This is a genomic window from Pseudomonas sp. RA_15y_Pfl2_54 (assembly GCF_963971015.1).
In the GTDB taxonomy this organism is placed as follows: Bacteria; Pseudomonadota; Gammaproteobacteria; order Pseudomonadales; family Pseudomonadaceae; genus Aquipseudomonas; species Aquipseudomonas baetica_A.
In genome coordinates this window covers 56,999-79,632 of record NZ_CAXAPN010000016.1, presented here as the reverse complement: position 1 = coordinate 79,632, position 22,634 = coordinate 56,999, and the positions used below count along the sequence as shown (strand labels likewise).

Annotated in this window: 26 protein-coding genes; 10 read left to right on the top strand and 16 right to left on the bottom strand. The window is 60.1% G+C overall.

Annotated features, from left to right (window positions below; genetic code table 11):
- The first annotated feature begins 41 nt into the window (after positions 1-41).
- The 3 genes from AACY50_RS13720 to AACY50_RS13710 all read left to right on the top strand — a co-directional run bounded on the left by AACY50_RS13720 (position 42) and on the right by AACY50_RS13710 (position 3,488).
- The gene (locus AACY50_RS13720; RefSeq protein WP_339465040.1) at positions 42-995 is read left to right on the top strand and encodes a TAXI family TRAP transporter solute-binding subunit; all 954 of its coding nucleotides are present in this window, start codon (positions 42-44) and stop codon (positions 993-995) included.
- An 82-nt stretch (positions 996-1,077) separates the two neighbouring features.
- Positions 1,078-3,105 carry a TRAP transporter permease gene (locus tag AACY50_RS13715; protein WP_339494334.1) on the top strand — a complete coding sequence of 676 codons (2,028 nt, stop codon included), beginning with the start codon at positions 1,078-1,080 and terminating at the stop codon, positions 3,103-3,105.
- Positions 3,102-3,488 carry a DUF1850 domain-containing protein gene (locus AACY50_RS13710; RefSeq protein ID WP_339465042.1) on the top strand — a complete coding sequence of 129 codons (387 nt, stop codon included), beginning with the start codon at positions 3,102-3,104 and terminating at the stop codon, positions 3,486-3,488. Before AACY50_RS13715 ends, AACY50_RS13710 begins: the two co-directional genes overlap by 4 nt.
- Before the next feature lie 68 nt (positions 3,489-3,556).
- On the opposite strand, the gene arcC is transcribed toward AACY50_RS13710, so the two are convergent.
- The 11 genes from arcC to AACY50_RS13655 form a co-directional block, all read right to left on the bottom strand.
- A complete protein-coding gene (gene arcC / locus AACY50_RS13705) occupies positions 3,557-4,507 on the bottom strand; it encodes a carbamate kinase (RefSeq protein ID WP_339465044.1) in 951 nt (316 codons plus the stop codon).
- Between the two features lie 29 nt (positions 4,508-4,536).
- Positions 4,537-5,445, bottom strand: coding sequence for a F0F1 ATP synthase subunit gamma (locus AACY50_RS13700; protein ID WP_339465046.1), 909 nt, complete (start codon positions 5,443-5,445; stop codon positions 4,537-4,539).
- On the bottom strand, positions 5,445-7,043 hold the full coding sequence (locus tag AACY50_RS13695; RefSeq protein ID WP_339538689.1) for an alternate F1F0 ATPase, F1 subunit alpha: 1,599 nt from the start codon (positions 7,041-7,043) through the stop codon (positions 5,445-5,447). The genes AACY50_RS13700 and AACY50_RS13695 overlap by 1 nt, the downstream gene beginning before the upstream one ends.
- The gene (locus AACY50_RS13690) at positions 7,040-7,813 is read right to left on the bottom strand and encodes a F0F1 ATP synthase subunit delta (protein WP_339538688.1); all 774 of its coding nucleotides are present in this window, start codon (positions 7,811-7,813) and stop codon (positions 7,040-7,042) included. The genes AACY50_RS13695 and AACY50_RS13690 overlap by 4 nt, the downstream gene beginning before the upstream one ends.
- A 3-nt stretch (positions 7,814-7,816) precedes the next feature.
- On the bottom strand, positions 7,817-8,107 hold the full coding sequence (locus tag AACY50_RS13685) for a F0F1 ATP synthase subunit C (protein WP_221731738.1): 291 nt from the start codon (positions 8,105-8,107) through the stop codon (positions 7,817-7,819).
- A 42-nt stretch (positions 8,108-8,149) separates the two neighbouring features.
- Positions 8,150-8,851: a F0F1 ATP synthase subunit A gene (locus AACY50_RS13680; RefSeq protein ID WP_339494339.1), complete on the bottom strand. Its 702-nt coding sequence runs from the start codon at positions 8,849-8,851 to the stop codon at positions 8,150-8,152.
- Positions 8,842-9,168 carry an ATP synthase subunit I gene (locus AACY50_RS13675; protein WP_221731736.1) on the bottom strand — a complete coding sequence of 109 codons (327 nt, stop codon included), beginning with the start codon at positions 9,166-9,168 and terminating at the stop codon, positions 8,842-8,844. The genes AACY50_RS13680 and AACY50_RS13675 overlap by 10 nt, the downstream gene beginning before the upstream one ends.
- Positions 9,161-9,502 carry an AtpZ/AtpI family protein gene (locus tag AACY50_RS13670; protein ID WP_339538687.1) on the bottom strand — a complete coding sequence of 114 codons (342 nt, stop codon included), beginning with the start codon at positions 9,500-9,502 and terminating at the stop codon, positions 9,161-9,163. The genes AACY50_RS13675 and AACY50_RS13670 overlap by 8 nt, the downstream gene beginning before the upstream one ends.
- On the bottom strand, positions 9,499-9,903 hold the full coding sequence (locus AACY50_RS13665; protein ID WP_339494341.1) for a F0F1 ATP synthase subunit epsilon: 405 nt from the start codon (positions 9,901-9,903) through the stop codon (positions 9,499-9,501). The genes AACY50_RS13670 and AACY50_RS13665 overlap by 4 nt, the downstream gene beginning before the upstream one ends.
- Entirely contained in the window at positions 9,884-11,344 is a 1,461-nt protein-coding gene (gene atpD, locus AACY50_RS13660) for a F0F1 ATP synthase subunit beta (RefSeq protein WP_339538686.1), read from the bottom strand. Before atpD ends, AACY50_RS13665 begins: the two co-directional genes overlap by 20 nt.
- A gap of 89 nt (positions 11,345-11,433) precedes the next feature.
- Entirely contained in the window at positions 11,434-12,198 is a 765-nt protein-coding gene (locus tag AACY50_RS13655; RefSeq protein WP_339538685.1) for a Crp/Fnr family transcriptional regulator, read from the bottom strand.
- A gap of 470 nt (positions 12,199-12,668) precedes the next feature.
- Here AACY50_RS13655 and AACY50_RS13650 point away from each other — a divergent pair, with 470 nt between their 5' ends.
- The 6 genes from AACY50_RS13650 (at position 12,669) to AACY50_RS13625 (ending at position 17,661) form a co-directional block, all read left to right on the top strand.
- Positions 12,669-13,664, top strand: coding sequence for a TRAP transporter substrate-binding protein (locus AACY50_RS13650; protein WP_401157649.1), 996 nt, complete (start codon positions 12,669-12,671; stop codon positions 13,662-13,664).
- Positions 13,665-13,726: 62 nt separating this feature from the next.
- A complete protein-coding gene (locus AACY50_RS13645; RefSeq protein WP_339465049.1) occupies positions 13,727-14,359 on the top strand; it encodes a TRAP transporter small permease in 633 nt (210 codons plus the stop codon).
- Positions 14,356-15,639 (top strand): C4-dicarboxylate TRAP transporter large permease protein DctM, encoded by a 1,284-nt coding sequence (dctM, locus tag AACY50_RS13640; RefSeq protein ID WP_339465050.1) that lies wholly within the window; start codon positions 14,356-14,358, stop codon positions 15,637-15,639. The genes AACY50_RS13645 and dctM overlap by 4 nt, the downstream gene beginning before the upstream one ends.
- A 181-nt stretch (positions 15,640-15,820) precedes the next feature.
- Complete coding sequence (locus tag AACY50_RS13635) at positions 15,821-16,255, top strand: YeeE/YedE family protein (protein WP_339494343.1); 435 nt, start codon at positions 15,821-15,823, stop codon at positions 16,253-16,255.
- A gap of 2 nt (positions 16,256-16,257) precedes the next feature.
- Positions 16,258-16,713, top strand: coding sequence for a YeeE/YedE family protein (locus tag AACY50_RS13630; protein ID WP_339465052.1), 456 nt, complete (start codon positions 16,258-16,260; stop codon positions 16,711-16,713).
- 141 nt (positions 16,714-16,854) lie between these two features.
- Positions 16,855-17,661, top strand: coding sequence for a PRC-barrel domain-containing protein (locus AACY50_RS13625; protein ID WP_339465054.1), 807 nt, complete (start codon positions 16,855-16,857; stop codon positions 17,659-17,661).
- Between the two features lie 78 nt (positions 17,662-17,739).
- Here the strand turns inward: AACY50_RS13625 and AACY50_RS13620 are convergent, their stop codons facing one another.
- The 5 genes from AACY50_RS13620 to AACY50_RS13600 are packed head-to-tail and all read right to left on the bottom strand — an operon-like array spanning position 17,740 to position 21,569.
- Positions 17,740-17,925 carry a hypothetical protein gene (locus AACY50_RS13620; protein WP_445261487.1) on the bottom strand — a complete coding sequence of 62 codons (186 nt, stop codon included), beginning with the start codon at positions 17,923-17,925 and terminating at the stop codon, positions 17,740-17,742.
- A 7-nt stretch (positions 17,926-17,932) separates the two neighbouring features.
- The gene (locus AACY50_RS13615; RefSeq protein ID WP_339538684.1) at positions 17,933-18,760 is read right to left on the bottom strand and encodes a c-type cytochrome; all 828 of its coding nucleotides are present in this window, start codon (positions 18,758-18,760) and stop codon (positions 17,933-17,935) included.
- Positions 18,761-18,785: 25 nt separating this feature from the next.
- Positions 18,786-20,276 (bottom strand): NAD(P)H-hydrate dehydratase, encoded by a 1,491-nt coding sequence (locus AACY50_RS13610; protein ID WP_339538683.1) that lies wholly within the window; start codon positions 20,274-20,276, stop codon positions 18,786-18,788.
- A 13-nt stretch (positions 20,277-20,289) separates the two neighbouring features.
- Entirely contained in the window at positions 20,290-21,324 is a 1,035-nt protein-coding gene (gene adhP / locus AACY50_RS13605; RefSeq protein ID WP_339507647.1) for an alcohol dehydrogenase AdhP, read from the bottom strand.
- The gene (locus AACY50_RS13600; protein ID WP_339465058.1) at positions 21,321-21,569 is read right to left on the bottom strand and encodes a hypothetical protein; all 249 of its coding nucleotides are present in this window, start codon (positions 21,567-21,569) and stop codon (positions 21,321-21,323) included. Before AACY50_RS13600 ends, adhP begins: the two co-directional genes overlap by 4 nt.
- Before the next feature lie 216 nt (positions 21,570-21,785).
- Between AACY50_RS13600 and AACY50_RS13595 the strand changes: the two genes are divergently transcribed.
- Positions 21,786-22,487, top strand: coding sequence for a VIT1/CCC1 transporter family protein (locus AACY50_RS13595; protein WP_339494394.1), 702 nt, complete (start codon positions 21,786-21,788; stop codon positions 22,485-22,487).
- Positions 22,488-22,634 lie beyond the last annotated feature (147 nt).

The following is a 22,634-nucleotide window of genomic DNA, read 5'->3' as shown; positions in this document are numbered from 1 at the left end:
AGACACTCTGCATAAAGCCATAAAAAGACGGAGAGTTTCCCATGCCAGTAAAAAACCGCCTCACCCTCCTGGTCGCCGCTGCAACCTTGGCAATAACGACCGCGACGCATGCTGCGCCGGTGTTCATCAACATACTGACGGGGGGAACCAGCGGGGTGTATTACCCGATAGGTGTCGGTCTGTCGCAGATCTACAGTGACGGCATTCCAGATGTAAAGACGTCGGTGCAGGCCACCAAGGCGTCAGTGGAGAACCTGAACTTGCTGCAGGCCGGTCGAGGCGAGTTGGCCTTGGCACTGGGTGACTCCGTGGCCGATGCAAAAAACGGCGTTGAAGATGCAGGCTTCAAAGCGCCGCTGAGCAAATTGCGCGCAATTGCCGGGGCATACCCCAACTACATTCAAATCGTGGCCAGCAAAGAGTCCGGAATCAAGACGCTTGCAGACCTCAAAGGCAAGTCCATCTCGGTCGGGGCGCCGAAGTCGGGCACCGAACTCAACGCCCGGGCGATCTTCAAGGCGGCGGGTCTGACCTACGAAGACATGGGCAAGGTGCAATACCTGCCCTTTGCCGAATCGGTCGAACTGATCAAGAACCGGCAACTGGATGCCACGTTGCAGTCCTCCGGTTTGGGCATGGCGGCCATTCGCGACCTGTCCTCGGTAATGCCATTGAACTATGTTGCGATCCCTACTGACGTCGTCGCCAAAATCGGCAATCCGGCGTATCAGAGTGCAATGATCCCGGCCAATACCTATGACGGGCAGCCTGAGGCGGTGCCCACTGTTGCGATCACCAATATCCTCGTCACCCGCGCGGATGTACCCGACGAACTGGCCTATCAGATGACAAAGCTGCTGTTCGAAAACCTCACCCGTCTGGGGAACTCTCATTCGGCGGCCAAAGACATCACGCTTGAAAGCGCCGCCAAGAACCTGCCCATTGCCCTGCATCCAGGCGCCGAGCGCTACTACAAGGAAAAAGGCGCGTTGTAACGGCTTAGAGGCGCAGCGTCCGCCCATTGTCGCTGCGCCCATTGTTCGCCCTTGTTCAATGCAGTCATGAGGCAGGCAACTAATGAGTGATGATCATCACGGCATCTCCACGAATCCGCGAGAGTGGCCGAAAACCCTGTTTTACGTAGCCTTGTTGTTCTCGATCTTTCAGATCGTCACCGCCGCATTTGCACCGATCTCAAGCCAGGTCTTGCGCGCCGTCCACGTAGGTTTCCTGCTGTGGGTGGTTTTTCTGAGCTACCCCGCTTATGGCAAGGACCGTCCATGGCAGCCGCTGGCCTGGATACTCAGCCTGGCCGCCATTGCTACGGCCATCTATCAGTGGGTGTTTGAGGCTGACCTGATTCAGCGCTCCGGGGATCTGACGCTCACTGACACGGTGACGGGCATTGTGTTGATCGTGCTGGTGTTCGAAGCCGCACGGCGAGTGATGGGGATTGCCCTGCCGATCATTTGCGGCCTGTTCCTGGCCTACGGTCTGTTCGGCGAGTATCTACCGGGAGAGTTGGCGCATCGCGGCTACGGCTTCGATCAGATCATCAACCAGCTCTCTTTTGGCACCGAAGGGCTGTACGGCACTCCGACCTATGTTTCGGCAACCTACATCTTTCTGTTCATCCTGTTCGGCGCGTTCCTTGAACAGGCGGGCATGATCAAACTGTTCACCGACTTCGCCATGGGCCTGTTCGGCCACAAGGTGGGCGGCCCGGCCAAAGTTGCGGTCGCGTCGTCGGCGCTGATGGGCACCATCACGGGCTCAGGGATTGCCAACGTCGTGACCACGGGGCAATTCACCATTCCGTTGATGAAACGCTTTGGATACCGGCCCGCGTTTGCTGCCGGCGTTGAAGCGACCTCCAGCATGGGTAGCCAACTGATGCCGCCGGTGATGGGCGCTGTCGCCTTCATCATGGCCGAAACCATCAACGTGCCGTTCGTGGAAATAGCCAAGGCGGCGTTGATTCCTGCCACCCTCTACTTCGGCTCGGTGTTCTGGATGGTTCATCTGGAGGCCAAACGCTCCAATCTCATGGGCCTGCCCAAGGATCAATGTCCCAGCGCACTGGGCGCCGTCAAGGAGAAATGGTACCTGCTGATCCCGCTGCTGGTTCTGGTCTATCTGCTGTTTTCCGGGCGCACGCCGTTGTTCTCCGGCATGGTCGGACTGGCCCTGACCGCCATCGTGATTCTCGGCTCGGCCATCATTCTCAGGGTGCAGAGTTTCGGCCTGCGCTGCGCCTTCTGGATCGCGCTCGGGATTCTGTGTACCGGTTTCTTCCAGTTGGGGATCGGTGTGATCTTTGCGGTCGTTGCGGTGCTGGTGTTGATTTGTGCGTTCATCAAAGGAGGGCACGACACACTGATCATCTGCCTGCACGCGCTGGTCGAAGGCGCGCGCCATGCCGTTCCGGTGGGCATTGCCTGTGCACTGGTGGGCATCATTATCGGTGTGGTGTCACTGACCGGTGTGGCCTCTACGTTTGCAGGCTACATATTGGCCATTGGCCGAGACAACCTGCTGCTGTCGCTGATACTGACAATGATCACCTGCCTGGTGCTGGGCATGGGCATTCCGACCATTCCCAACTACATCATCACCAGCTCGATCGCGGCCCCTGCCCTGCTGGAATTGGGTGTACCGCTGATCGTGTCGCATATGTTCGTGTTCTATTTCGGCATCCTCGCCGACCTGACACCCCCTGTCGCCCTTGCCTGCTTTGCTGCGGCACCGATTGCCAAAGAGTCCGGTTTCAAGATCAGCCTCTGGGCGGTGCGAATCGCGTTGGCCGGATTTGTCATTCCATTCATGGCGGTCTACAACCCGGCGCTCATGCTGCAAGGCGATAATTTGTGGATGACCGCCTACATGGTGATCAAATCGGTATTGGCGGTCGGACTCTGGGGAATGGCCTCCACCGGTTATCTACAACGAAAAATGCCCGCATGGGAGCGCTTATTGTGCGTGGCGGCTGGAGGCTTGCTGGTGGTGGCATTGCCGTTGACCGATGAACTGGGCTTCGCCCTTGGGGCCGCCGTGATCCTTCAGCACATCTGGCGTTCCCGCCAGGCCAGGATAGCCCGCGCATGATCGGTTTGTGTCTGGGCCTCACAGGGGCGGTGTGGGCTCAGCTACCGATTTCGCACTTCACGCTGGCGTGGAATCACACCATCGAAAAGATTCGCTGGGAGGAAGATTACCGCGTCACTGCCCAAGGCCTTGTGCTGGAAGAGGCTCGGGTGCGCGGTAACGGCGCGGGCATGGAAATTCCCGAGGGTGCCCGACTGGACAATGGCAGTTGGCACTACCGCCGCACACTGGCGCCTATGCAGCCACTGAGTCTGGGGCGCACCCCCGAGGCTGGCGACTACCAGTTGTGCTTCAACGGCCAGTGCCAGCCAATGAGCCAATGGGTTGGTATGCCGACTTCCAGCCAGCCGTCCATTGAGATGTGGGCCTGCGAGGCGGGCTGAATGAATTCCCGTTCCGGTTGACAGTCCAGCCAGAGGCTCCGGACCTGTCAGCGTGTCAGCGCCCCCATTCAGGACCTCAACGGGCCACCGCCATCAGTGCTTTTCGCAAGGGCCACTTGAGTGCCCGCATGGCCGGCGATCATTTCTTCGATCTGCTCGAGCGAACCGATGACAGCGCGATGCCCCGTGGCGAGTACAAAGCTTCGCGCCGCCTCGACCTTCGGCCCCATCGAACCCTCAGGGAACGGGTACTGGGCAAGTTCCTGCGGTGTGACGTTGCCGAGCGCGCGCTGCGTGGGCAAACCCCAGTCGAGATAGACCGCCGACACGTCAGTGGCGATGACCAGCAAGTCGGCTTCAAGGTCGCGGGCGAGCAGGCTGGTGCACTGATCCTTGTCGATCACCGCTGACACGCCGTGCAGTTTCTTGTCGCCCTTCTCCCCCGTGGCCGCCACCGGAATGCCGCCACCACCGGCGGCAATGACCAGTGCGCCATGTTCCAGCAGCCAGCGGATCGATTGCAGCCCGAGCACTCGCAAGGGCGCTGGTGATGCAACGACGCGCCGAAACGCATCACCGTCCCTGGCCATCACCCAGCCCTTTTGCGAGGCGATACGCGCAGACTCGGCCTGGTTGTACATCGGTCCTATCGGCTTGCTGGGATGGCTGAACGCAGGATCGTGCGGATCGACCTCTACGCGTGTGATCAGTGTGGTTACCGTGCGCGTTTGCGGCAGCAGGTTGGCCAATTCCTGCTCCAGCAGATAGCCCAGCATGCCGTCGGTCTGCGCGCCCAACACATCCAGCGGATAGGCTTGCACTTTTTCATAGGCCGCCGCCTGAAGCGCCAGCAACCCCACCTGAGGACCATTGCCATGCGTCAGCACCAGATCGTGATGCGCGGCCACGCGCGCCAGTTGTGCGGCTGCACCGCGAATGTTCTCCAACTGATTTTCTGCCGTCGGCGGTTGGTCGCGCCGCAACAGTGCATTTCCGCCCAAGGCGACCACGACTTTCATGATTCGGTTTCCTGTTCACAGTTGTCTGTTCAGTGCTGAGGGCCAGAATCTGCACTCGGCAGCAAGGCGTCGAAGCCAGAAATCACGTCGAACAGCTCTTCGTCGATGCCGGCCTGGCGTAAACGGTGGTAGTTGGCGTTCAGCGCTTGCAGAAGTTCGCCGATGTTGCGATCGGCGCGCTGCATGGCGGCGAGACGACTGGCGTTCTCGCTGGCCAACGACTCGGCGCTGGCTCGAAACAAAGACACGAACAGGTGCTCGCGAATGAACGCGCGCAGCGTCTGCGCATTGGCGCTCAGCACTTCGGGCCGTTGCGCCGTGGGCCAGGGCTGGTGTGCCAAGTCCCGCTGCCAATGTCCGTCCAGAGGCAGCAATCGCTGGCTCACGGGCGTGTAGCCAGCGCCATTGGGTCGGTTATAGAAAAGAATCAGCGTGGTGTTGTGCGGTTCAACTTCGCTGCCGGCCATGGGGATTCTTTGCAGAATCTGGCCGACCAGTCGCGTGATTTGCTCGACCGATCCCGGAACGACAAAGGTGCCTTCGAGTTCTCGGCCCGCATCAAGCAATCGCTCATGCACGCGTTCGCCCACGGCCCAGAGCTTTGTCGCCGGGGATGCCGACTGGCCCAAGGCATAGTCGACCACCGCCTCGTTGAACCGCCCCACCAATCCCTGATCCGACCCGAATACCAACGCGTGCACCACGATGTCTTCGGCGCGCGCTGCCGATAACCGTGGAGGCGGCCCACTGGAATCGACCGAGCGCAAACACACCCCCAATCCCAGTTCGACCGTGCGCGCGTAATCGGCCAAGGCCGCCACTGAGCGCTCGTACTGCCCGATCGCCGAGGCTGCCGACGCTTTCATGACACGGACCACGGACTTCAGGTCCCCTGCGCTGCTGATCTGGCGGCGCAGTGCGGTGATGGTGGCAGCCATCAGGCTTGGCCGGTGTCGGTCACGGCACCGGCCTTGGGTGCAACCGTGTTTGGCTGCGCTGGCGCCAGGAACGCGGCAATGGCTTGGCGCGCCACCTCGGTGACCTGCTCGCGATCGGCGTCGGTCAGTTTACCGGCGGCTGTCAGTCGTTGGCTCACGTCTTCGGGCAGCCCATCAGCGGCTTTCTCCACGGCTTGCTGCGCGGCAAGCATGCTGTCGAGCGGCACCGGGTCGAACAGCGCGGCATTTAACGCCAGCAAAATGGCAATCTGTGCAGGCACCGTCACCGGCGAGAACTCGGCCTGAGCCAGGCAGGCGCGGATACGCTTGCCATGGACGATGGACTGTCGCGTGTCTTCGTCCAGTCGGGCGCCGAAGCGCGCAAAGGTTTCCAGTTCTTCGAACTGCGCGTAGGCAAGCTTGAGGTCGCCCGCCACCGCACGATACGCCGCGCGCTGCGCCTTGCCGCCCACCCGCGAGACAGACTGCCCGACATCGATGGCCGGCAGCACGCCCAGTTCGAACAGCGATGGCGACAGCACAATCTGCCCGTCGGTGATGGATATCAGATTGGTCGGGATATAAGCCGAAATATTCTGTGCTTCGGTTTCAATGATGGGCAGTGCGGTCATCGAACCGCCTCCGCGCTCCTCATTGAGGTGCGTGGCGCGTTCCAGCATGCGCGAATGGATGTAGAAAATATCCCCCGGAAACGCCTCGCGGCCCGGAGGACGACGCAGCAGCAGCGACAGTTCGCGATAGGCGCGGGCGTGGTGGGTGAGGTCATCGTAGACAATCAGCACGTCACGACCAGACTCCATGAAGTACTCGGCGATGCTGGTGGCCGCGTAAGGCGCAATGTAGGCCAGCCCCGGCGCCTCGTTACCTTCGGCCACCACGACAACGGTGTAGGCCAGCGCCCCTTTCTCACGCAGGTTGGCCACCGCTTTGGCCACTGCCGACGCGCGCTGGCCGATGGCGCAGTAAACGCACAAAACGTTTTTGTCACGCTGGTTGAAAATGGTGTCGATGGCGATCGCGGTCTTGCCGGTCTGGCGGTCGCCCAAAATCAGTTCGCGCTGGCCACGCCCGATGGGGATCAGCGCATCAATGACCTTCAATCCGCTTTGCAGCGGCTCGGTCACGGGCGCGCGGTCCATGATCGGCGCCGCCGGCCGCTCGATTGGCAGGCGTTCTTCAGTCGCCAACGGCGCACCACCATCCAGCGGCCGGCCCAAGGGATCAATCACTCGGCCCAACAACGCCTCGCCCACCGCCACGTCCATCACGCGGCCGGTGCGGTGGACTTCCTGACCCGCCCGCAGATGAGCGTAGTCACCCAGCAGCACCACATCGACACCCTCCTCGTCCAGGTTGAAGGCGATGCCCGACAAGCCACCGGGAAACCACACCAGCTCCTCAAAGCCCAGGTGCAGCAAGCCTTGGACGCGGGCAATGCCGGTTGAAACGCTGACCACCGTGCCCACTTCGTGCAATACCAATTGCGCAGTGAACGCCTGGAGCCCTTGGCTGATGCTGGCGAACGCGTCTTCAAGGACGCTTTGCAGCGTCACGTCCAGCGACGCGGGCAAGGTCACGCGTGCTCCGTTGTCGGCTGTGGTTTTTTCAGGGTTACTGCCAAGGCGTCAAGGTACTCGGCAATGCTCCAGGCCAGTTTCACGCCCTTCACACTCAGTTCAATACCAGTGACCAGGTCAGGGTCCGACTCGAACGTCAGCGTGATCGGCTGGCCGAGCAACGCGTCGAGCGCGGCCTGAATCGAGGCACGTTGTGCGTCCGGCAATTCAAAGGCGCTGCGCACCCGCGCCGATTCGCCTTGGCTCGTCGCCTTGAGTGCAGCGATCAATGCGTCCAGCGTGGTGCCCTCCAGAGCCTGCAAGCGCTGAATGAACACCTCGCAAGCACGCTGTTCCAGGCTGACGGATGCGAGGTCGCCCAGCACCCGGCGTGAGATGTCGTAAACCTGCCGTTGTGTGCGGCGCACGATCTCGGCGTGCAGGTGCTGCCTCTCAGTCGCCAGAGCCTTTGCTCGCGCCACACTGGCAGCCTCGGCGGCTTGGCGTGCCTCGGCCAACAAGCGCAGACGCTGCGCGTTGGCCTCCTCGGTGGCTTTGCTCAGCAAAGCGTCTCGCTGTTCGTCGAAAGCCTGATTCTTGTGCTCAAACTCATCTTGCTGCTGATGGGCCTTTGCTTTGGTGTCGGCGGCGTCCTTGAGTTCGGCGGCAATCTTCGCCTCCCGCGACGCGATGGCGTCCAGCACCGGTTGGTACAGAAAACGCTTCATCAGCCACACCAGAATGAGGAAGTTCAGCACCTGCGCGCCGACGGTGAACCAGTCGATAAGCACGGTCTATTTTCCTGCCGCTTGGGCCGCCGCCGTGACGGCGGCATTCCAGAACGGATTAGCGAAGATCAGGATCATCGACACAACAAAGCAGTAGATGGCCGTCGACTCGATCATCGCCAGCCCAACGAACAGCGTCCGGGTGATGGTGGCCGACGCGTCGGGCTGTTGGGCCAACGAGCTGAGCGCCGTAGCAACCGCCCTGCCCTCCGCCAGTGCGGGCGCCATTGTGCCGAAGCCGGTCGTCAGGCCTGCCATGACGATGGAGGCGACGGCGATCAAGGTGAGAGAGTCCATAAGCGTGCCTCTGTGTGAGTTGACAGGAAATCGAGCCGCGGCTCAGGTGTCCGGCGTCGATGAAGGGGGGTTGACCGCTGGGCTGCGGCGGGTGGCGGCGGCGATGTAAACCGCCGCCAAAATGGTGAAGATGTAGGCTTGCACCATGCCGGTGAGCAGGCCCAGAACCGTCATCACGATCGGGAAGACAAACGGCGTGATGGATAACAGGATGGCGATGATCATCGCGCCGCTCATCATGTTGCCAAACAGACGCACAGCCAGCGCCAGCGTGCGCGAGGCTTCACTGATGAGGTTGAAGGGCAGCATGATCGGCGTCGGTTGCATGTACGATTTCAGGTAGCCGGCCAGCCCCTGACCCCAAATACCGAACAGCGGAACCGCCACCAGTACGCACAGGGCCAGCGCTACGGTAGTCGACAGCGATGCGGTGGGCGGTTCGTAGCCGGGGATCACGGTGGCTAACGCCGCCGCCGCGATGAACAGGAACAACGTACCGAGAAAACTCAGGTAGCGCTGAGGTTGCTGCAGGCCGACGTCCTTGATCTGCCCGCTGATGGCGGTGACCACAATCTCCAGCAGGTTTTGCCAGCGTGAGCGTTGGTGACCGGTGGCAAGACGTCGCGTAATCAGCGCGGCACCCAGCACCAGCACGATCATCAGTGCCCAAGTGAAGACAATGGTCGCGTTGAGCTTGAACAAACCGTATTGCCAAAAGATCCAGGCATCGGGGGTCAGGCGCATGGTGGCGGTCCGGAGGTTGGCGGCGCCATGGCGACCGCACTCGGTTGAGTGACACGCAAGACAATCACGCGAGCCATGACGAAACCCAACATGCACAGGCCCAGTCGCAGCGGTTGACCGGCACCGACCAGGTAAAAGCCAAATAGCACGGTAGCGGTTCGCAGCAGCAGGCTGGCGAGAAACCAGCGTGCCGGTGTCGGCGATGACGCGCCCCGACGCACCGTCCACCACAGACCGCCGAAAAACACGCCGCCCAGCGCGGCACCCGCCAACAACGCCGCCAGCCAAACCAGCGCCCAAGTACCTTGATCAATCATCACCCTGCTCCTTCTCATCGGGTTCGTCATACATGGCCTGATCTTCCTTGGACACCCAGTGCCAGGCGTTCAGGCAACCGAGGGTGAGCCCCGCCACCAGCAGGGCCAACGTCCAGGAGTGGCCGCCGGGATGGTGCCGATCGATCCACAGTCCAAGGGATGCGCCCAGTAACGTAGGGACCACCACCGACCAGCCAATCAAGCCCATCATGCCCAGGCCGAACCACACCACGGGTGTGCCCCTGCGCCGCGCTTTGAGTTTTCGGGCGGCTTTGGCGCCGACTTGTTCAGCCAGTGTCGGGCCGGCAGGCGTGCGCTTGGGATCCGTTTTCATGACGTGTGATCACGCAACGAAACGAACCGGCGCATGAACCCGGTTTCCAGCCGTGTCATGGTCTGGCGCATGGCTTGCTCTTGCGCATCCAGGGCCAGGAATTGCTGCTCGATGGCGCCGCGCAGGTGGTCCAGATCATCACCACGAAGCGCCCGACGCACCGAAATCACCACATCCGCCCCGGTCTTGACCAACACACCCTCGTCCAGCGCCAGAAACACTTCGCCGTGCGCCTCGCTCTCGAAACTGAGGATGCCCGGCACAAGCGCCGCGACGCAGTCCAGACGCCTGGGCAGCAAGCCGAATGCCCCTTGTGCCGTCTCGGCAACGATGCTCGACACGTTCGCTTCGACGGCAAACACTTCGAAGGGCAACAACACTTTAAGTGTCATCAACAGCATGAGTGGGCTCCTTGGCAGCCTTGCTGGCAGGCGGTTTAACCTTGGCTTTGGCTTCGTCGACCGCCCCGATCATGTACAGCGCGCTCTCGGGGAAATCCTTGAATTCGTCCGCCAGAATGCGCTCACAGCCATCCAGCGCATCCTCCAGGCTGACGAGCTTGCCGCTCATGTTGGTGAACTGCTCGGTGGTGAAGAATGGCTGTGTGAGAAAGCGCTCCAGACGCCGCGCACGGGCCACCACGTTGCGGTCGTCGGGCGACAATTGCTCCAGCCCGAGCATGGCGATGATGTCCTTGAGTTCGGCGTATTGAGCCAGCGTGCGGCGGATGGCCTGCGCCAGTTGGTAGTGGCGCTCGCCGACGATACCCGGCGTCAGCACTTTGGAGCTGGACTGCAGCGGATCGATGGCTGGAAACAGGCCTTCGCTGGCACGTTTGCGCGACAGCACGATCGACGCCGAAAGGTGCGAGAAGGTATGCACCGCCGCCGGGTCGGTGAAGTCGTCGGCGGGCACATACACCGCCTGAATCGAGGTGATCGCACCGCTGTCGGTGTTGGCGATACGTTCTTCCAGTGCCGCCAGTTCGGTGCCCATCGTCGGCTGGTAACCCAGACGGGATGGCATCTGCCCCATCAGACCAGAGACTTCCGAGCCGGCCTGGATGAAGCGAAAAATGTTATCGATGAGCAGCAACACATCGCGTTGTTCGTCGTCGCGAAAGTATTCGGCCATCGTCAGCGCCGCATGCCCCACGCGAAAACGCGCGCCGGGCGGCTCATTCATCTGGGCGAAGATCATCACCATGTTGGGCAGCACGCCGGCGGCCTTCATTTCCCGGTACAACTCTTCGCCCTCACGGGAGCGCTCACCGATACCGCAGAAAATGCTCACGCCCTCCTGATGACCGATCATGTTATGGATCATTTCGGTCAGCAGCACCGTCTTGCCGACGCCGGCCCCACCGAAGAGGCCCGCCTTGCCGCCGCGTTCCAGCGGCGTCAGCACATCAATGGCTTTGATACCTGTCTCGAAGACTTCGGAGCGGGTTGAACGACGCACCAGAGGCGGTGGCGGCTGATGCACCGAACGCCATTGCACAGCATACAGCGCGGGCTGGCGATCGATGGTATTGCCAAAGACGTCGAACATGCGCGACAGAATCTGCTTGCCGACCGGGGCCTGCAACGGCCCGCCGGTGTCATGTACCGGCATCCCTCGCGCCAGGCCCTGCGTGGGCGTCAGCGCGATACCCCGCACATGATGTTCGTCGCGCTGGGCCAAGACCTCGATGGCTATCTTGCCCGCATCGCCTGCGCGCAACAGGGTGTGGATGGGCGGCAGCGCGGCAGCGAAACGAATGTCCACGACGCTGCCACGTATGGCCGCGACCACACCGATGTCAGCCGCATCCTTCCCGGTTCCAGCCTGGCGTTCCTTCATCGTGTCGTCTCCCGTCAAACCTTGCTCCATCATCACTCGCGCGCTCACTGGCCGCTGTGCGGTAGCGAACACAGGAGGCCGTCACAGCATCAGTGGACATGCGCCGTGAGTGCATGACAGACAGGCCTGCGCAAGTGCTCTGGCTGGGCGCAAGGCAGAAGTCGGTCGGTTTCATGCTTAACGACGGCGTAACACTCGCAACTTAATTCCTCGAGTTGGGGGCGGTCGAGCACGGTGATCAGCCCTCGGCAGTACTCGATCACACCAAGCTTCTGCAACTTGCGGGCGGCCTCGGTAATGCCTTCACGCCGCACACCGAGCATGTTGCCAATGAGCTCTTGAGTCATGACGAGTTGGTTACCCGGCAGGCGATCCAGCGACAACAACAGCCAACGGCACAGTCGCTGGTCGATTGAGTGATGACGATTGCAAACCGGCGTCTGCGCCATTTGCGTGATCAACGCCTGGGTGTAACGCAGCATCAGACGCAACATTTCGCCGTGACGATTGAACTCGTCCTTGAGCAGTTGCCCTCTGAGCCGGAACGCGTAGCCGGCGCTCTGCACGACCGCCCGGCTTGAGGTGCTCTCGCCGCCCATGAACAAGGCGACACCAATCAGCCCTTCATTACCCACCACCGAAATATCGGCCGCCGCGCCGTTTTCCATGACGTAGAGCAATGAAATGATGGAGTCGGTCGGGAAATAGACGTAGCGCAAAACGTCTCCGGACTCGTAAAGGACTTTGCCCAGCGGGAATGACACCAGCTCCAGTTGAGGCAGCAGGCGATGCCGAATCTCGACCGGCAGCGCGGCAAGCAAATGATTTTGCTGAGGGTTTGGTAACTCGGACATGTCAGTCGCCTTTTGTTCAGAGCCAGATAAGCCTGCCTGTCTGTCTCTATCAAAATGGATGGGGCCATGGCTGCGCCTGTGAGGGCCGGCAACCACTGCCAGGCATTCGGCAAAAACGCCAAAGCGCCCGCCCTGGCTTTGCATTGCGATGACTTCAATCTAGGCGTCTGAAGGGTTGATGAGTAGCCTCGGAAACTACCTATACGCACCGTATCTCGAGTGCCTGGGCAGCCACCAAGGTGATTGGCAAAAGGTTCGGAAACTACTCAGGGGCAATTGCAGGTCTTGGCGCGCGGGGGCCTGACGTTATTCGCATTACGCTCCAGCGAAATCAGCAAATCAGCAAATCAGCAAATCAGCAAATCAGCCTTCAAACATGATTTTTTGCCTAGACTTGTGGTTGGCCGTATAACGAATGCGCGTCAGAACATTGAACTGTACAAAAACTAAAAGAAGAGGAATTCCCCCAAATGTTCAAATCCCTATGCAAGGCACTCGCCTGCACGCTTGCTTTAGGCAGCATGGGCACGGCCATGGCCGCTGATCCGATCATCATCAAGTTCTCACACGTTGTCGCCGAGCAGACCCCGAAGGGGCAAGGCGCGGTGCTGTTCAAGAAGCTGGTCGAGGAACGTTTGCCCGGCAAGGTCAAAGTTGAGGTCTATCCGAACTCGTCCTTGTTTGGTGACGGTAAGGAAATGGAAGCCCTGCTGTTGGGCGACGTACAGTTGATTGCGCCATCGCTGGCCAAATTCGAGCAGTACACCAAGACCCTCCAGTTGTTCGACCTGCCCTTTCTGTTTGACGACATCACCGCGGTAGACCGTTTTCAAATGAGCCCGCAGGGCCAGGGTCTGCTCAAATCCATGGAGAGCAAGAACATCACGGGCCTGGCCTACTGGCACAACGGGATGAAGCAACTGTCTGCCAACAAGCCGCTGCGTGTTCCTGGCGATGCCCGAGGCCTGAAATTCCGGGTACAGGCCTCGGCCGTACTTGAAGAGCAGTTCAAGGCCTTGCGCGCCAATCCGCGCAAAATGAGCTTTGCCGAGGTGTATCAGGGCTTGCAAACCGGTGTGGTCAACGGTGCGGAAAACCCTTACTCGAACATCTACAGCCAGAAAATGAACGAGGTACAGAAATACATCACCGAGTCCAACCATGGCGTGCTGGATTACATGCTGATCACCAACACCAAGTTCTGGAATGGCTTGCCGCCGGATATTCGCAGTGAACTGGACAAAATCATTGTGGAAGTCACCGCCCAGGTGAACAAAGAGGCCGAGCAACTCAATCAGGACGCCAAGCAAAGCATCGTTGCCGCCAAAACCACCGAAATCATCACCCTGACACCTGAGCAACGCGAGCAATGGCGCGTCGCGATGAAGCCGGTCTGGAAAAAATTCGAAGCCGATATCGGCCCTGAGCTGATCACTGCTGCCGAAGCCGCCAACAAGGCCAAATGACCGGAGGGCAGGTGCTGGCACGCCAGCACCTGCCTGTCATCACGCTACAGGAGATGCCATCCATGAATGCCTTTCGGCGCATATGGGAACACTTCGAGGAGGGTTTCATTGTCTTCCTTTTGGCCGCCATGACCCTGGTGACGTTCGTCTACGTCATCCTCAACAACCTCTATACGCTCTTCTACCGACTTGCCGACAACTGGGAAGGCGCCAGCGAAACACTATTCGCCATGGGCGATCAGGTCATGACAATGGCGCAGGCCATGACCTGGAGTACCTCGCTCACCAAGGCGCTATTTGGCTGGCTGATCTTTTTCGGGTTGTCCTACGGCGTGCGTACCGCCGGGCATATTGGCGTGGACGCTCTGGTAAAACTGGCCAGCAAACCCGTGCAGCGATTGATCGGCATTTTGGCCTGTCTGTGCTGCCTGACCTACGCCGGGCTGCTCAGTGTGGCCAGCTTCGAGTGGATTCATACCTTGATGACAGCAGGAATAGGCGCCGAAGATCTGGGCCATTTCGGCATCATGCAATGGCACATAGGGCTGATTGTTCCCGTGGGTTTTGCGTTGGTATTCATCCGTTTCGCCGAAATTTTCGTGCGCATCCTGTTGCACCGCCAGACCGGGCTGGGCCTGGCCGATGAAGCCGCTGACGTGATGAAACTGACCGAGCACGAGGACGACAAACAATGACCATTGCCTTCCTGTTCGCGACACTCTTTGCACTGATGTTCATCGGTGTACCGATTGCCATATCCCTGGGCCTGGCCGGTTCACTGACCATTGTGTTTTTCAGTCCGGACTCCGTCCGCTCTCTCGCGATCAAGCTGTTTGAAACTTCCGAGCACTACACACTGCTGGCCATTCCGTTTTTCTTGCTGGCAGGCGCCTTCATGACCACCGGTGGCGTTGCACGTCGCCTGATCGACTTTGCCAACGCTTGTGTCGGTCATATCCGTGGCGGCCTGGCGATTGCCGCCGTATTGGCCTGCATGCTGTTCGCAGCCCTTTCCGGCTCCAGCCCGGCAACGGTGGCAGCCGTCGGGTCGATTGCCATTGCCGGCATGGTTCGCTCTGGATATCCGCAGGAATTCGGCGCGGGAATCGTCTGTAACGCCGGGACCTTGGGCATTCTGATACCGCCCTCGATCGTGATGGTGGTCTATGCGGCTGCCACCGAGACCTCCGTCGGCAAGTTGTTCATGGCCGGCGTCATACCCGGTTTGTTGCTGGGTGTATCGCTGATGGTGGCCATCTACATCGTCGCGGTGAAGAAAAACCTGCCCGCCATGCCGCGCGCCACACTGCGTGAGTTTCTCAGCACCGCACGCAAGGCGATCTGGGGCCTGCTGTTGATGCTGATCATCCTGGGAGGCATTTACAGCGGGATGTTCACCCCCACCGAGGCTGCTGCCGTTGCTGCGGTGTATTCGGCATTCATCGCCTTGTTCGTCTACAAGGACCTGACGTTTCGCGAAACGCCCAAAGTCCTGCTGGACTCGGCCAAGCTGAGCATCATGCTGATGTTCATCATTGCCAACGCCATGTTGTTTGCTCACGTATTGACCACCGAGCAACTGCCCCAGCAAATCACGGCCTGGGTCATTGAAGCAGGGCTGACGCCAGTGACCTTCCTGCTGGTGGTGAACGTGGTTTTGTTGATCGCCGGTGCCTTCATGGAACCCTCGGCCATTATCCTGATTCTGGCCCCGATCCTTTTCCCCATTGCCATGAAGCTGGGTATCGACCCGATTCACCTTGGCATCATCATGGTGGTCAACCTGGAGATCGGCCTGATCACACCGCCCGTCGGTCTGAACCTGTTCGTGACTTCCGCCGTGACGGGGATGTCAGTGCCCGCGACCATCAAGGCCGCGATGCCTTGGCTGATGCTTTTGCTGCTGTTCCTGATACTGATCACCTATGTCCCATGGATAACCCTGGCGCTCCCCAACTGGCTGGGCATGAATTAATCCCAGGTTCTCCCAATCCTTGACGAGGGCTCCCGACAGATCTTGCGATATTTGCCACTCGGGAGCTTCAATCAGCCTATCCTCGCGCTGACCGCTTTGGCGGCCAGCGCGACGGCCATCAGATGATCAGGATTGCATCGCGATCAACCTTCACTCCACACGCCCCTGTAAGGAAAGCGTCATGATCGACATGAACCACTTCACGCCGTTGAGCGCCTTGATCGGAGGCTTGCTGATCGGCTCGGGTGCAGTGCTGTTGATACTGTTCAACGGGCGCATCGCAGGCATCAGCGGCATTGTCGGCGGTCTGCTGCGCCCGATAACCGGGGATATCGCCTGGCGTGCGGCGTTTGTTTTGGGCCTGCTAATGGCACCACTGGCTTTTGGTCTGGTCGCCACTTTGCCCGCGATAGAGATCGATGCCGGGTATCCGCTGTTGATTGTCGCGGGCCTGATCGTCGGCATCGGCACGCGTTATGGCGCTGGCTGCACCAGCGGCCACGGTGTGTGTGGGTTATCGCGATTATCGACGCGCTCTGCGGTCGCGACACTGGTATTCATGGGGGCGGGTTTCGTTACCGTTTTCGTCGTTAAGCACCTTCTGGGAGGCCTTTGACCATGCCACTCTTCTACGCGTGGCTTGCCGGGCTGATTTTCGGTTTCGGTTTGCTGATTTCCGGCATGACAAACCCGGCCAAAGTCATTGGTTTCCTCGATCTGGGCGGGCGCTGGGACCCCTCGCTGGCCTTCGTCATGGCCGGCGCCATCGCGGTGGCGGCGGTAGGCTTCAAGTTCGCCAGAGCACGCACCCGATCACTGCTCGGCCTGCCCATGAACCTGCCCACCGCTCGACACATCGACCGGCGTCTGGTCATCGGCAGCCTCTTGTTCGGGGTGGGCTGGGGCCTGGCAGGCATTTGCCCGGGGCCTTCCCTGGTTCTGCTCGGTGCGGGCATCGGCAAAGGCGCCGTTTTCGTCATCGCCATGCTGGTCGGCATGGGGCTGTTTGAATGGCTTGAGCGACAAAAACGTCGCGGGTCGCCGATCCCGTCCTCCGTGAATAAACCCACCTGATTCCTGCGTCTTCAGCGTGCGCCAGCAAACAGACGTTGACGCCGCTAAAAGCACACCCTGTCCTTGGGCAGGTCGAATAATCGGCCTGCAGCCTTTCCATGTGCCGAGGACATCGATCGGTGCGCTACGAAGGACAGTCCTATGTTACGAAGCATGCGAGATCTCAAGGATTACACCATTGCGGCAACCGATGGTGACATCGGGGAAGTCAAAGACTTCTATTTCGACAATGAGGCGTGGGTGATCCGTTATTTTGTCGTTGAGACCGGCGCCTGGCTTGCCAGCCGCAAGGTCCTGATCACGCCCCTTTCCATCCAGGACGCCGACTGGACGCAACGTCGGCTGCACGTAGCGCTCACCAAGGATCAAGTCAAAAACAGCCCAAGTATCGACGTCGACAAACCGGTCTCTCGACAACATGAAATGCAATACCTGGGTTACTACGGGTATCCGTATTACTGGGGAAACGCAGGCATGTGGAATGCCGGGATGTACCCCGGTGGCTACGGGCTGCCGGGTGGTCCCGCTCAAGATGAACATGCCCGCGAACAGAGCGCAAAAGCCGAGCGCGCGCGCCATGAAGATGACGACCCGCACTTACGCAGTTGCAAAGCCATCATCGGGTATCACATCAAAGCCACCGATGGCGAGGTCGGGCATGTCGACAGCGTGCTGATCAACGAACAGACCTGGGCGATTCAATACCTTGTGGTCAACACCAGCAACTGGTGGCTCGGGCACAAAGTGTTGATTGCTCCTGAATGGATTGACGATATCCGTTGGCTGGATAAATCCGTGTCGGTCGACCTCGAATGCGCCTCGATCAAGGCATCGCCGCCTTATGAGTCGTCTGAGCAGTTGAACCGGGAACAGGAATCGAATCTGCATCACCACTACGGACGGACCGGCTATTGGCTGGTTGAAACCGTTATCGAGCACAAGCAGTAAGTGCGCGACAAATCAAAGAGAAAACATCGTTTGCCCGTCAGATATCTGAACGGGCAAGTGACTCTGCGCAGTAGAACCCTAGCCACGCAAGCGCAGTGCATTGGTCACGACCGACAATGAACTCAGACTCATGGCAAACGCGGCAACCATCGGCGGCGACAACCAACCCGTGAACGGAAACAACAAACCGGCAGCCAACGGCACGCCGAGCGCATTGTAGACAAGCGCAAAGCCAAGGTTCTGGATGACGGGTTCCAGCGTCATGCCACACTCAGGGCGGCATGACCCTGCTCAGAGGTTCACCTTCATCATCGATGCCTTGGAGCACTGCACGCTCAAATAACTCAGGCTTCCAGGCACTGGCATCGCCTACCAGTTTGGGCGCTTGAAGCCCCGTCATTCCCGAGCCGCCCTGACCGCCCATTGTGCCCATCCCATTCATCATGCCCTGCCCGCCGTTTGAACCTCCCATACCGGGTGTCATCGCGCCCATGCCAACCGCCCCACCCATTCCACGTTCGCCATGGCATTGGGCGCAGTTGCTTTGGTACAGGGCCGCGCCATCGAGTGGCGCGGCCAGGCAAAAGGTCGAACTCAAGAGCAACACAATCGCAAGATATGAACTTTTCATCGAAAGCTCCCGGTTGTGAGTGGGCCAAGCCCTGCGGTCTGGCCTATTACGGCCCATACCTTTTACGAAGGCACGAGCCATTTTCGTCTTGCGTGAGTGGGCTGCGCGCGCACAGATGAACACCAGGTTGCCGATTTTGCGGTGGCTGGATAGCGCCCGCTTGCCATGACTTTCCACAAAAAACCGGTAGCGCCGATATAGGCCGGAAATATCATCACGCCCGTGATGGAGATCATCATGTTCCAGGCGTTGTTGGAGAAATACATGAGGATCATCACGGCCTGCATCACTACAGTGGAAACCCATAGCGATACCAACGAAGTACTCGCCCCATTTGCCGGCAATCGACCCCAGGATCGCTGCCATGGACGGCGGCGCGATGACCGACAATTGCGCCTGCGTCATCAGCACGTCGGTAGGAATGTCTTCCCAAAATAGTCTGTCGCCGCCGGTATGAAACGCGTGCACGGGGCTATCGGGCCTCGACGGGTAGCTAGACGTCGAGCAGTCGACACAACACCTTTGGCAACAGGTCGGGCAGGTCCTCGGCCAGTAAGCCGGGACCGAATTCGGCGGCCGCCGCACCGTGTAGCCAGACCCCCGCCGCCGCGCTGGCGAAGGCCGGCATTCCTTGCGCAAGCAAACCAAGAATGATCCCGCTCAAGACGTCGCCCGAGCCAGCGGTGGCCAATGTCGGAGGCGCGTTGGCATTGATGATTGCCCTGCCGTCGGGCGCGGCTATCACCGTGTCGCTGCCCTTGAGCACCACAACGGCGCCGCAACGCAGGGCCGCAGCACGGGTGCGTGTGAGCTTGTCGCCGGCGAAGTCGAACACCCGTCGAAACTCCCCCTCATGAGGTGTCAGCACGCAGGGGCCGTGAATCGCGCGATCGAGTACACCGGGTTCGTCCTCAAAAGCGCTGATCGCGTCCGCGTCGATGACGGTCGGGCGTCCACTGGCAAGCATCGCCAGTACGTGCCCAAAGGTTTCCTTGTCCACGCCTGCACCGGGTCCTATCAACCAGGCAGAAAAGCGACTGCCGTTGAGCAGGTGCCCAAAATCTTCCGGAGTCACCCATGGACGCACCATGATGCTGTCCAGCGCTGTCGCATAAATGGCCAACGCCAGTTCCGGCACCGCAATGGTGGTAAGCCCCGCGCCCGCTCTGGCTGCAGCTCTTGCAGCCATTCGAGCCGCACCGGTCATTGGATACCCGCCAAAGATCAGGGCATGCCCACGACTGTGTTTGTCGGTACTCGCCTTGGGGCGGGGCAAACTGGCCAGCCATAACGCCGGGCTGTTCTCAAAGGTGCGGGGGGCGATGGTGTCGATCACCGCGTTGGGAGTGCCAATATCCACAACAATGACTTCGCCGCACAGGTCCCGGCCTGGCAATAGCAAGTGCCCCGCTTTCTTGCACAGAAACGTGACCGTCAGTACCGCCGCGGCTGCCCCCAGCGTTTCACCGGTATCCCCCATGACCCCGCTGGGCATATCGATTGCGATGAGGGGCACACCGCCCTTGCTGGCGGCAGCAAGCGTCGCCAATGCCTGGCCTTCAAGGGGGCGGCTGAGGCCGGCACCGAAAAGCGCATCGACAATCAGTTCAGCCCCCTCAAGCACCGCGGGGCTCATGTCTTCAACGTCCCCTTCCCAGCGCTGGGCGTGTTGCCGGGCTTCGTCCTTCAGGCTGAATCGACTGCCCAGCATCGCCACCCGCACCGGCCAGCCGGCTTGCGCCAACACATGCGCCGTGACGAAACCGTCACCACCGTTGTTGCCCGGCCCGCACAGCACCAGCACCGCCCGTGGTGCCCAGCGCCGCTCGATTTGGTGCGCTACGGCTGCACCAGCGTTGGCCATCAGCTCGAAAGACGACACGCCGGCAACGACCGACAAGCGATCGGCCTCTGCCATCTGCCGAATCGTCAAGACCGAAGTCTGACGACTTTTCAGCGCTGCCTCGCCAATCAAGATGTTCATGCTTTGGCACTCTTCAACCGGCACTGAAATCGATGACCACGCGCGATGGAACATCACCGTGTTCCAGCCGCTCGAAAATCTGGTTGATCGCCGATAACGGCTGCAACTCGATGTCGGCCTTGACCTTGCCCTGAGCGGCGAAGGCCAGTGCTTCGGCCATGTCCTGGCGGTTGCCGACAAAAGAACCGCGAACGGTGATGCAATTGGCAACCACATCAAACAGCGGCACCGGAAACTCGCCCGGCGGCAATCCCACGAGTACGCAAACCCCATGTTTACGGGTCATTGCCACACCCTGTTTGAACGCACTGAGCGAGGGGGCCGTGATGAGTACGCCATGGGCGCCACCGTCGGTAGCCTCTTTGACCGCCGCCGCCGGATCCCCATTTTTGGCGTTGACCACGGCATCGGCACCAAGCCGGGTGGCATGGGCCAGTTTGCGCTCATCAATATCCACGGCGCAGACTTGCAGCCCCATCGCTTTGGCGTACTGAACCGCCAGGTGACCGAGGCCACCGACACCGGAAATCGCAATCCACTGTCCAGGTCGGGCTCCGGTCTCCTTGATGCCTTTGTAAGTCGTGACGCCGGCACAGATGATCGGCGCAGCCTCCCGCGGATCAAGACCATGGGGGATGTGCGCCACGTAGTTCGGGTCGGCGAGGATGTATTGGGCAAAGCCGCCGTTCTTCGTATAGCCACCGAACTGTGCTTGGGCGCAGACCGTTTCCCAGGCCGAGAGGCAGTACTCGCAATGCCCACAGGCCGAGTAAAGCCATGGCACACCCACCCGTTCCCCGATTTTTACGTTGCTGACCCCTGCCCCGATCTGCGTTACCACGCCAATCCCCTCATGCCCGGGAATAAAGGGCAGCGTCGGCTTCAATGGCCAGTCACCACGCGCGGCGTGAAGATCGGTATGGCAGACACCACAGGCTTCGGTCTTGACCAGGATCTGCCCAGGGCCCACTGAAGGGACGTCAAACTCTCTGATGACCAGCGGTTGGCCGAACTGCTCGACCACCGCGGCCTGCATTTTCATCGTCATGAAATGTTCCTCTTGAGGTGCCCCGTAAGCCCCCAGAACGATCCGCACAAGGCACCCATGCCACCCCAGGCCATCACCTTGTCACCGAGTTGGTAGAAGCCAATCGGATGCTCTTCAGTCTGGTAGCCCTTGCCCACGAGGGAGAGTTTCTTAACGTCAAAATCTGCCTGATTCAGAGTACGGATTGCTTCTTCAGCGTCGGCGTGGGTCTTGAAAATGTAGAAATTATTACGGCTGATGCTCATGGTCGCAGGCCTGATCGTTGAAACATGTCTGAAAACGCTGCAAGACACGTGTGCTCATCCGTCGCGCACCGCCTGAACGTCAGAAGGAGACGAGGATGCTGACGTGTCGAGCCAACGTCACAAACCTCAACTTAGGCGCCTGACCCGCTAATGAGTAGCCTCGGAAACTACCTACACTCCGTGCTGAAACCATCGCGCAAAAGGCCAAACACAATGATCAGGTTCACACGCCGTCATGCCGAAACCCATAACAGCGACCGTATCGGCTGGCTCAGAGCGGCCGTGCTGGGGGCAAATGACGGGATCGTCTCAACCGCCAGCCTGTTGATAGGCGTCGCCGCCGCCGGCGCCACGCACAACACGCTGATGGTGACCGGCATGGCCGGCCTTGTAGCGGGCGCCATGTCGATGGCCGCAGGCGAGTATGTTTCGGTGCATTCTCAGGCCGACACCGAGCACGCGGATCTGGCAAAAGAGCAAAAAGAGATTGATACCAAACCTGCGGCAGAACACCGGGAGCTGGCGCAGATCTACATCCATCGAGGGGTTGAACCCGAGTTGGCCAGCCAGGTCGCCAGTCAGCTAATGGCTCACGACGCATTGGGCGCACATGCCCGCGACGAGTTGGGTATTTCAGAGACGCTCAGTGCCAAACCCCTTTCTGCCGCTTTCGCGTCGGCGACGAGCTTTGTCGTCGGCGCCGTTTTGCCAGTGGCGGTCACGCTGATCGTGCCGCTTCAGAACGTGATTCTCTGGATATCGATCATGTCGCTGCTTTTCCTGGCCTCCCTGGGCGCAGTCGCCGCGCAGGCCGGAGGCGCCTCTTTGCTCAAAGGCGCCTGGCGTGTGACCTTCTGGGGGGCGTTGGCGATGGTCAGCACCGCTGTGGTTGGGCATTTGTTCGGTGCGGTTGTCTAGGGCCGGTCAGTCTTTGTCAACGCCCCATCGGCGGCGCTCAGCCGGGCTGCGTCAGTGGGCTCGGAAACTACTCAGCGTTAAGCGAAAGTCTTTGCGCAGAGCTTCAAGCGACGACCGCCGGTCGGAGAGAAATGTCTGACGCCGTCC

Excerpts from the sequence above, each read along its gene's own strand:
- AACY50_RS13720 (WP_339465040.1), top strand. The coding sequence starts at position 42 with ATGCCAGTAAAAAACCGCCTCACCCTCCTGGTCGCCGCTGCAACCTTG.
- AACY50_RS13715 (WP_339494334.1), top strand. The coding sequence starts at position 1,078 with ATGAGTGATGATCATCACGGCATCTCCACGAATCCGCGAGAGTGGCCG.
- AACY50_RS13710 (WP_339465042.1), top strand. The coding sequence starts at position 3,102 with ATGATCGGTTTGTGTCTGGGCCTCACAGGGGCGGTGTGGGCTCAGCTA.
- arcC (WP_339465044.1), bottom strand. The coding sequence starts at position 4,507 with ATGAAAGTCGTGGTCGCCTTGGGCGGAAATGCACTGTTGCGGCGCGAC.
- AACY50_RS13700 (WP_339465046.1), bottom strand. The coding sequence starts at position 5,445 with ATGGCTGCCACCATCACCGCACTGCGCCGCCAGATCAGCAGCGCAGGG.
- AACY50_RS13685 (WP_221731738.1), bottom strand. The coding sequence starts at position 8,107 with ATGGACTCTCTCACCTTGATCGCCGTCGCCTCCATCGTCATGGCAGGC.
- AACY50_RS13680 (WP_339494339.1), bottom strand. The coding sequence starts at position 8,851 with ATGCGCCTGACCCCCGATGCCTGGATCTTTTGGCAATACGGTTTGTTC.
- AACY50_RS13675 (WP_221731736.1), bottom strand. The coding sequence starts at position 9,168 with ATGATTGATCAAGGTACTTGGGCGCTGGTTTGGCTGGCGGCGTTGTTG.
- AACY50_RS13670 (WP_339538687.1), bottom strand. The coding sequence starts at position 9,502 with ATGAAAACGGATCCCAAGCGCACGCCTGCCGGCCCGACACTGGCTGAA.
- AACY50_RS13665 (WP_339494341.1), bottom strand. The coding sequence starts at position 9,903 with ATGCTGTTGATGACACTTAAAGTGTTGTTGCCCTTCGAAGTGTTTGCC.
- atpD (WP_339538686.1), bottom strand. The coding sequence starts at position 11,344 with ATGAAGGAACGCCAGGCTGGAACCGGGAAGGATGCGGCTGACATCGGT.
- AACY50_RS13655 (WP_339538685.1), bottom strand. The coding sequence starts at position 12,198 with ATGTCCGAGTTACCAAACCCTCAGCAAAATCATTTGCTTGCCGCGCTG.
- AACY50_RS13650 (WP_401157649.1), top strand. The coding sequence starts at position 12,669 with ATGTTCAAATCCCTATGCAAGGCACTCGCCTGCACGCTTGCTTTAGGC.
- AACY50_RS13645 (WP_339465049.1), top strand. The coding sequence starts at position 13,727 with ATGAATGCCTTTCGGCGCATATGGGAACACTTCGAGGAGGGTTTCATT.
- dctM (WP_339465050.1), top strand. The coding sequence starts at position 14,356 with ATGACCATTGCCTTCCTGTTCGCGACACTCTTTGCACTGATGTTCATC.
- AACY50_RS13635 (WP_339494343.1), top strand. The coding sequence starts at position 15,821 with ATGATCGACATGAACCACTTCACGCCGTTGAGCGCCTTGATCGGAGGC.
- AACY50_RS13630 (WP_339465052.1), top strand. The coding sequence starts at position 16,258 with ATGCCACTCTTCTACGCGTGGCTTGCCGGGCTGATTTTCGGTTTCGGT.
- AACY50_RS13625 (WP_339465054.1), top strand. The coding sequence starts at position 16,855 with ATGTTACGAAGCATGCGAGATCTCAAGGATTACACCATTGCGGCAACC.
- AACY50_RS13620 (WP_445261487.1), bottom strand. The coding sequence starts at position 17,925 with ATGACGCTGGAACCCGTCATCCAGAACCTTGGCTTTGCGCTTGTCTAC.
- AACY50_RS13610 (WP_339538683.1), bottom strand. The coding sequence starts at position 20,276 with ATGAACATCTTGATTGGCGAGGCAGCGCTGAAAAGTCGTCAGACTTCG.
- adhP (WP_339507647.1), bottom strand. The coding sequence starts at position 21,324 with ATGACGATGAAAATGCAGGCCGCGGTGGTCGAGCAGTTCGGCCAACCG.
- AACY50_RS13600 (WP_339465058.1), bottom strand. The coding sequence starts at position 21,569 with ATGAGCATCAGCCGTAATAATTTCTACATTTTCAAGACCCACGCCGAC.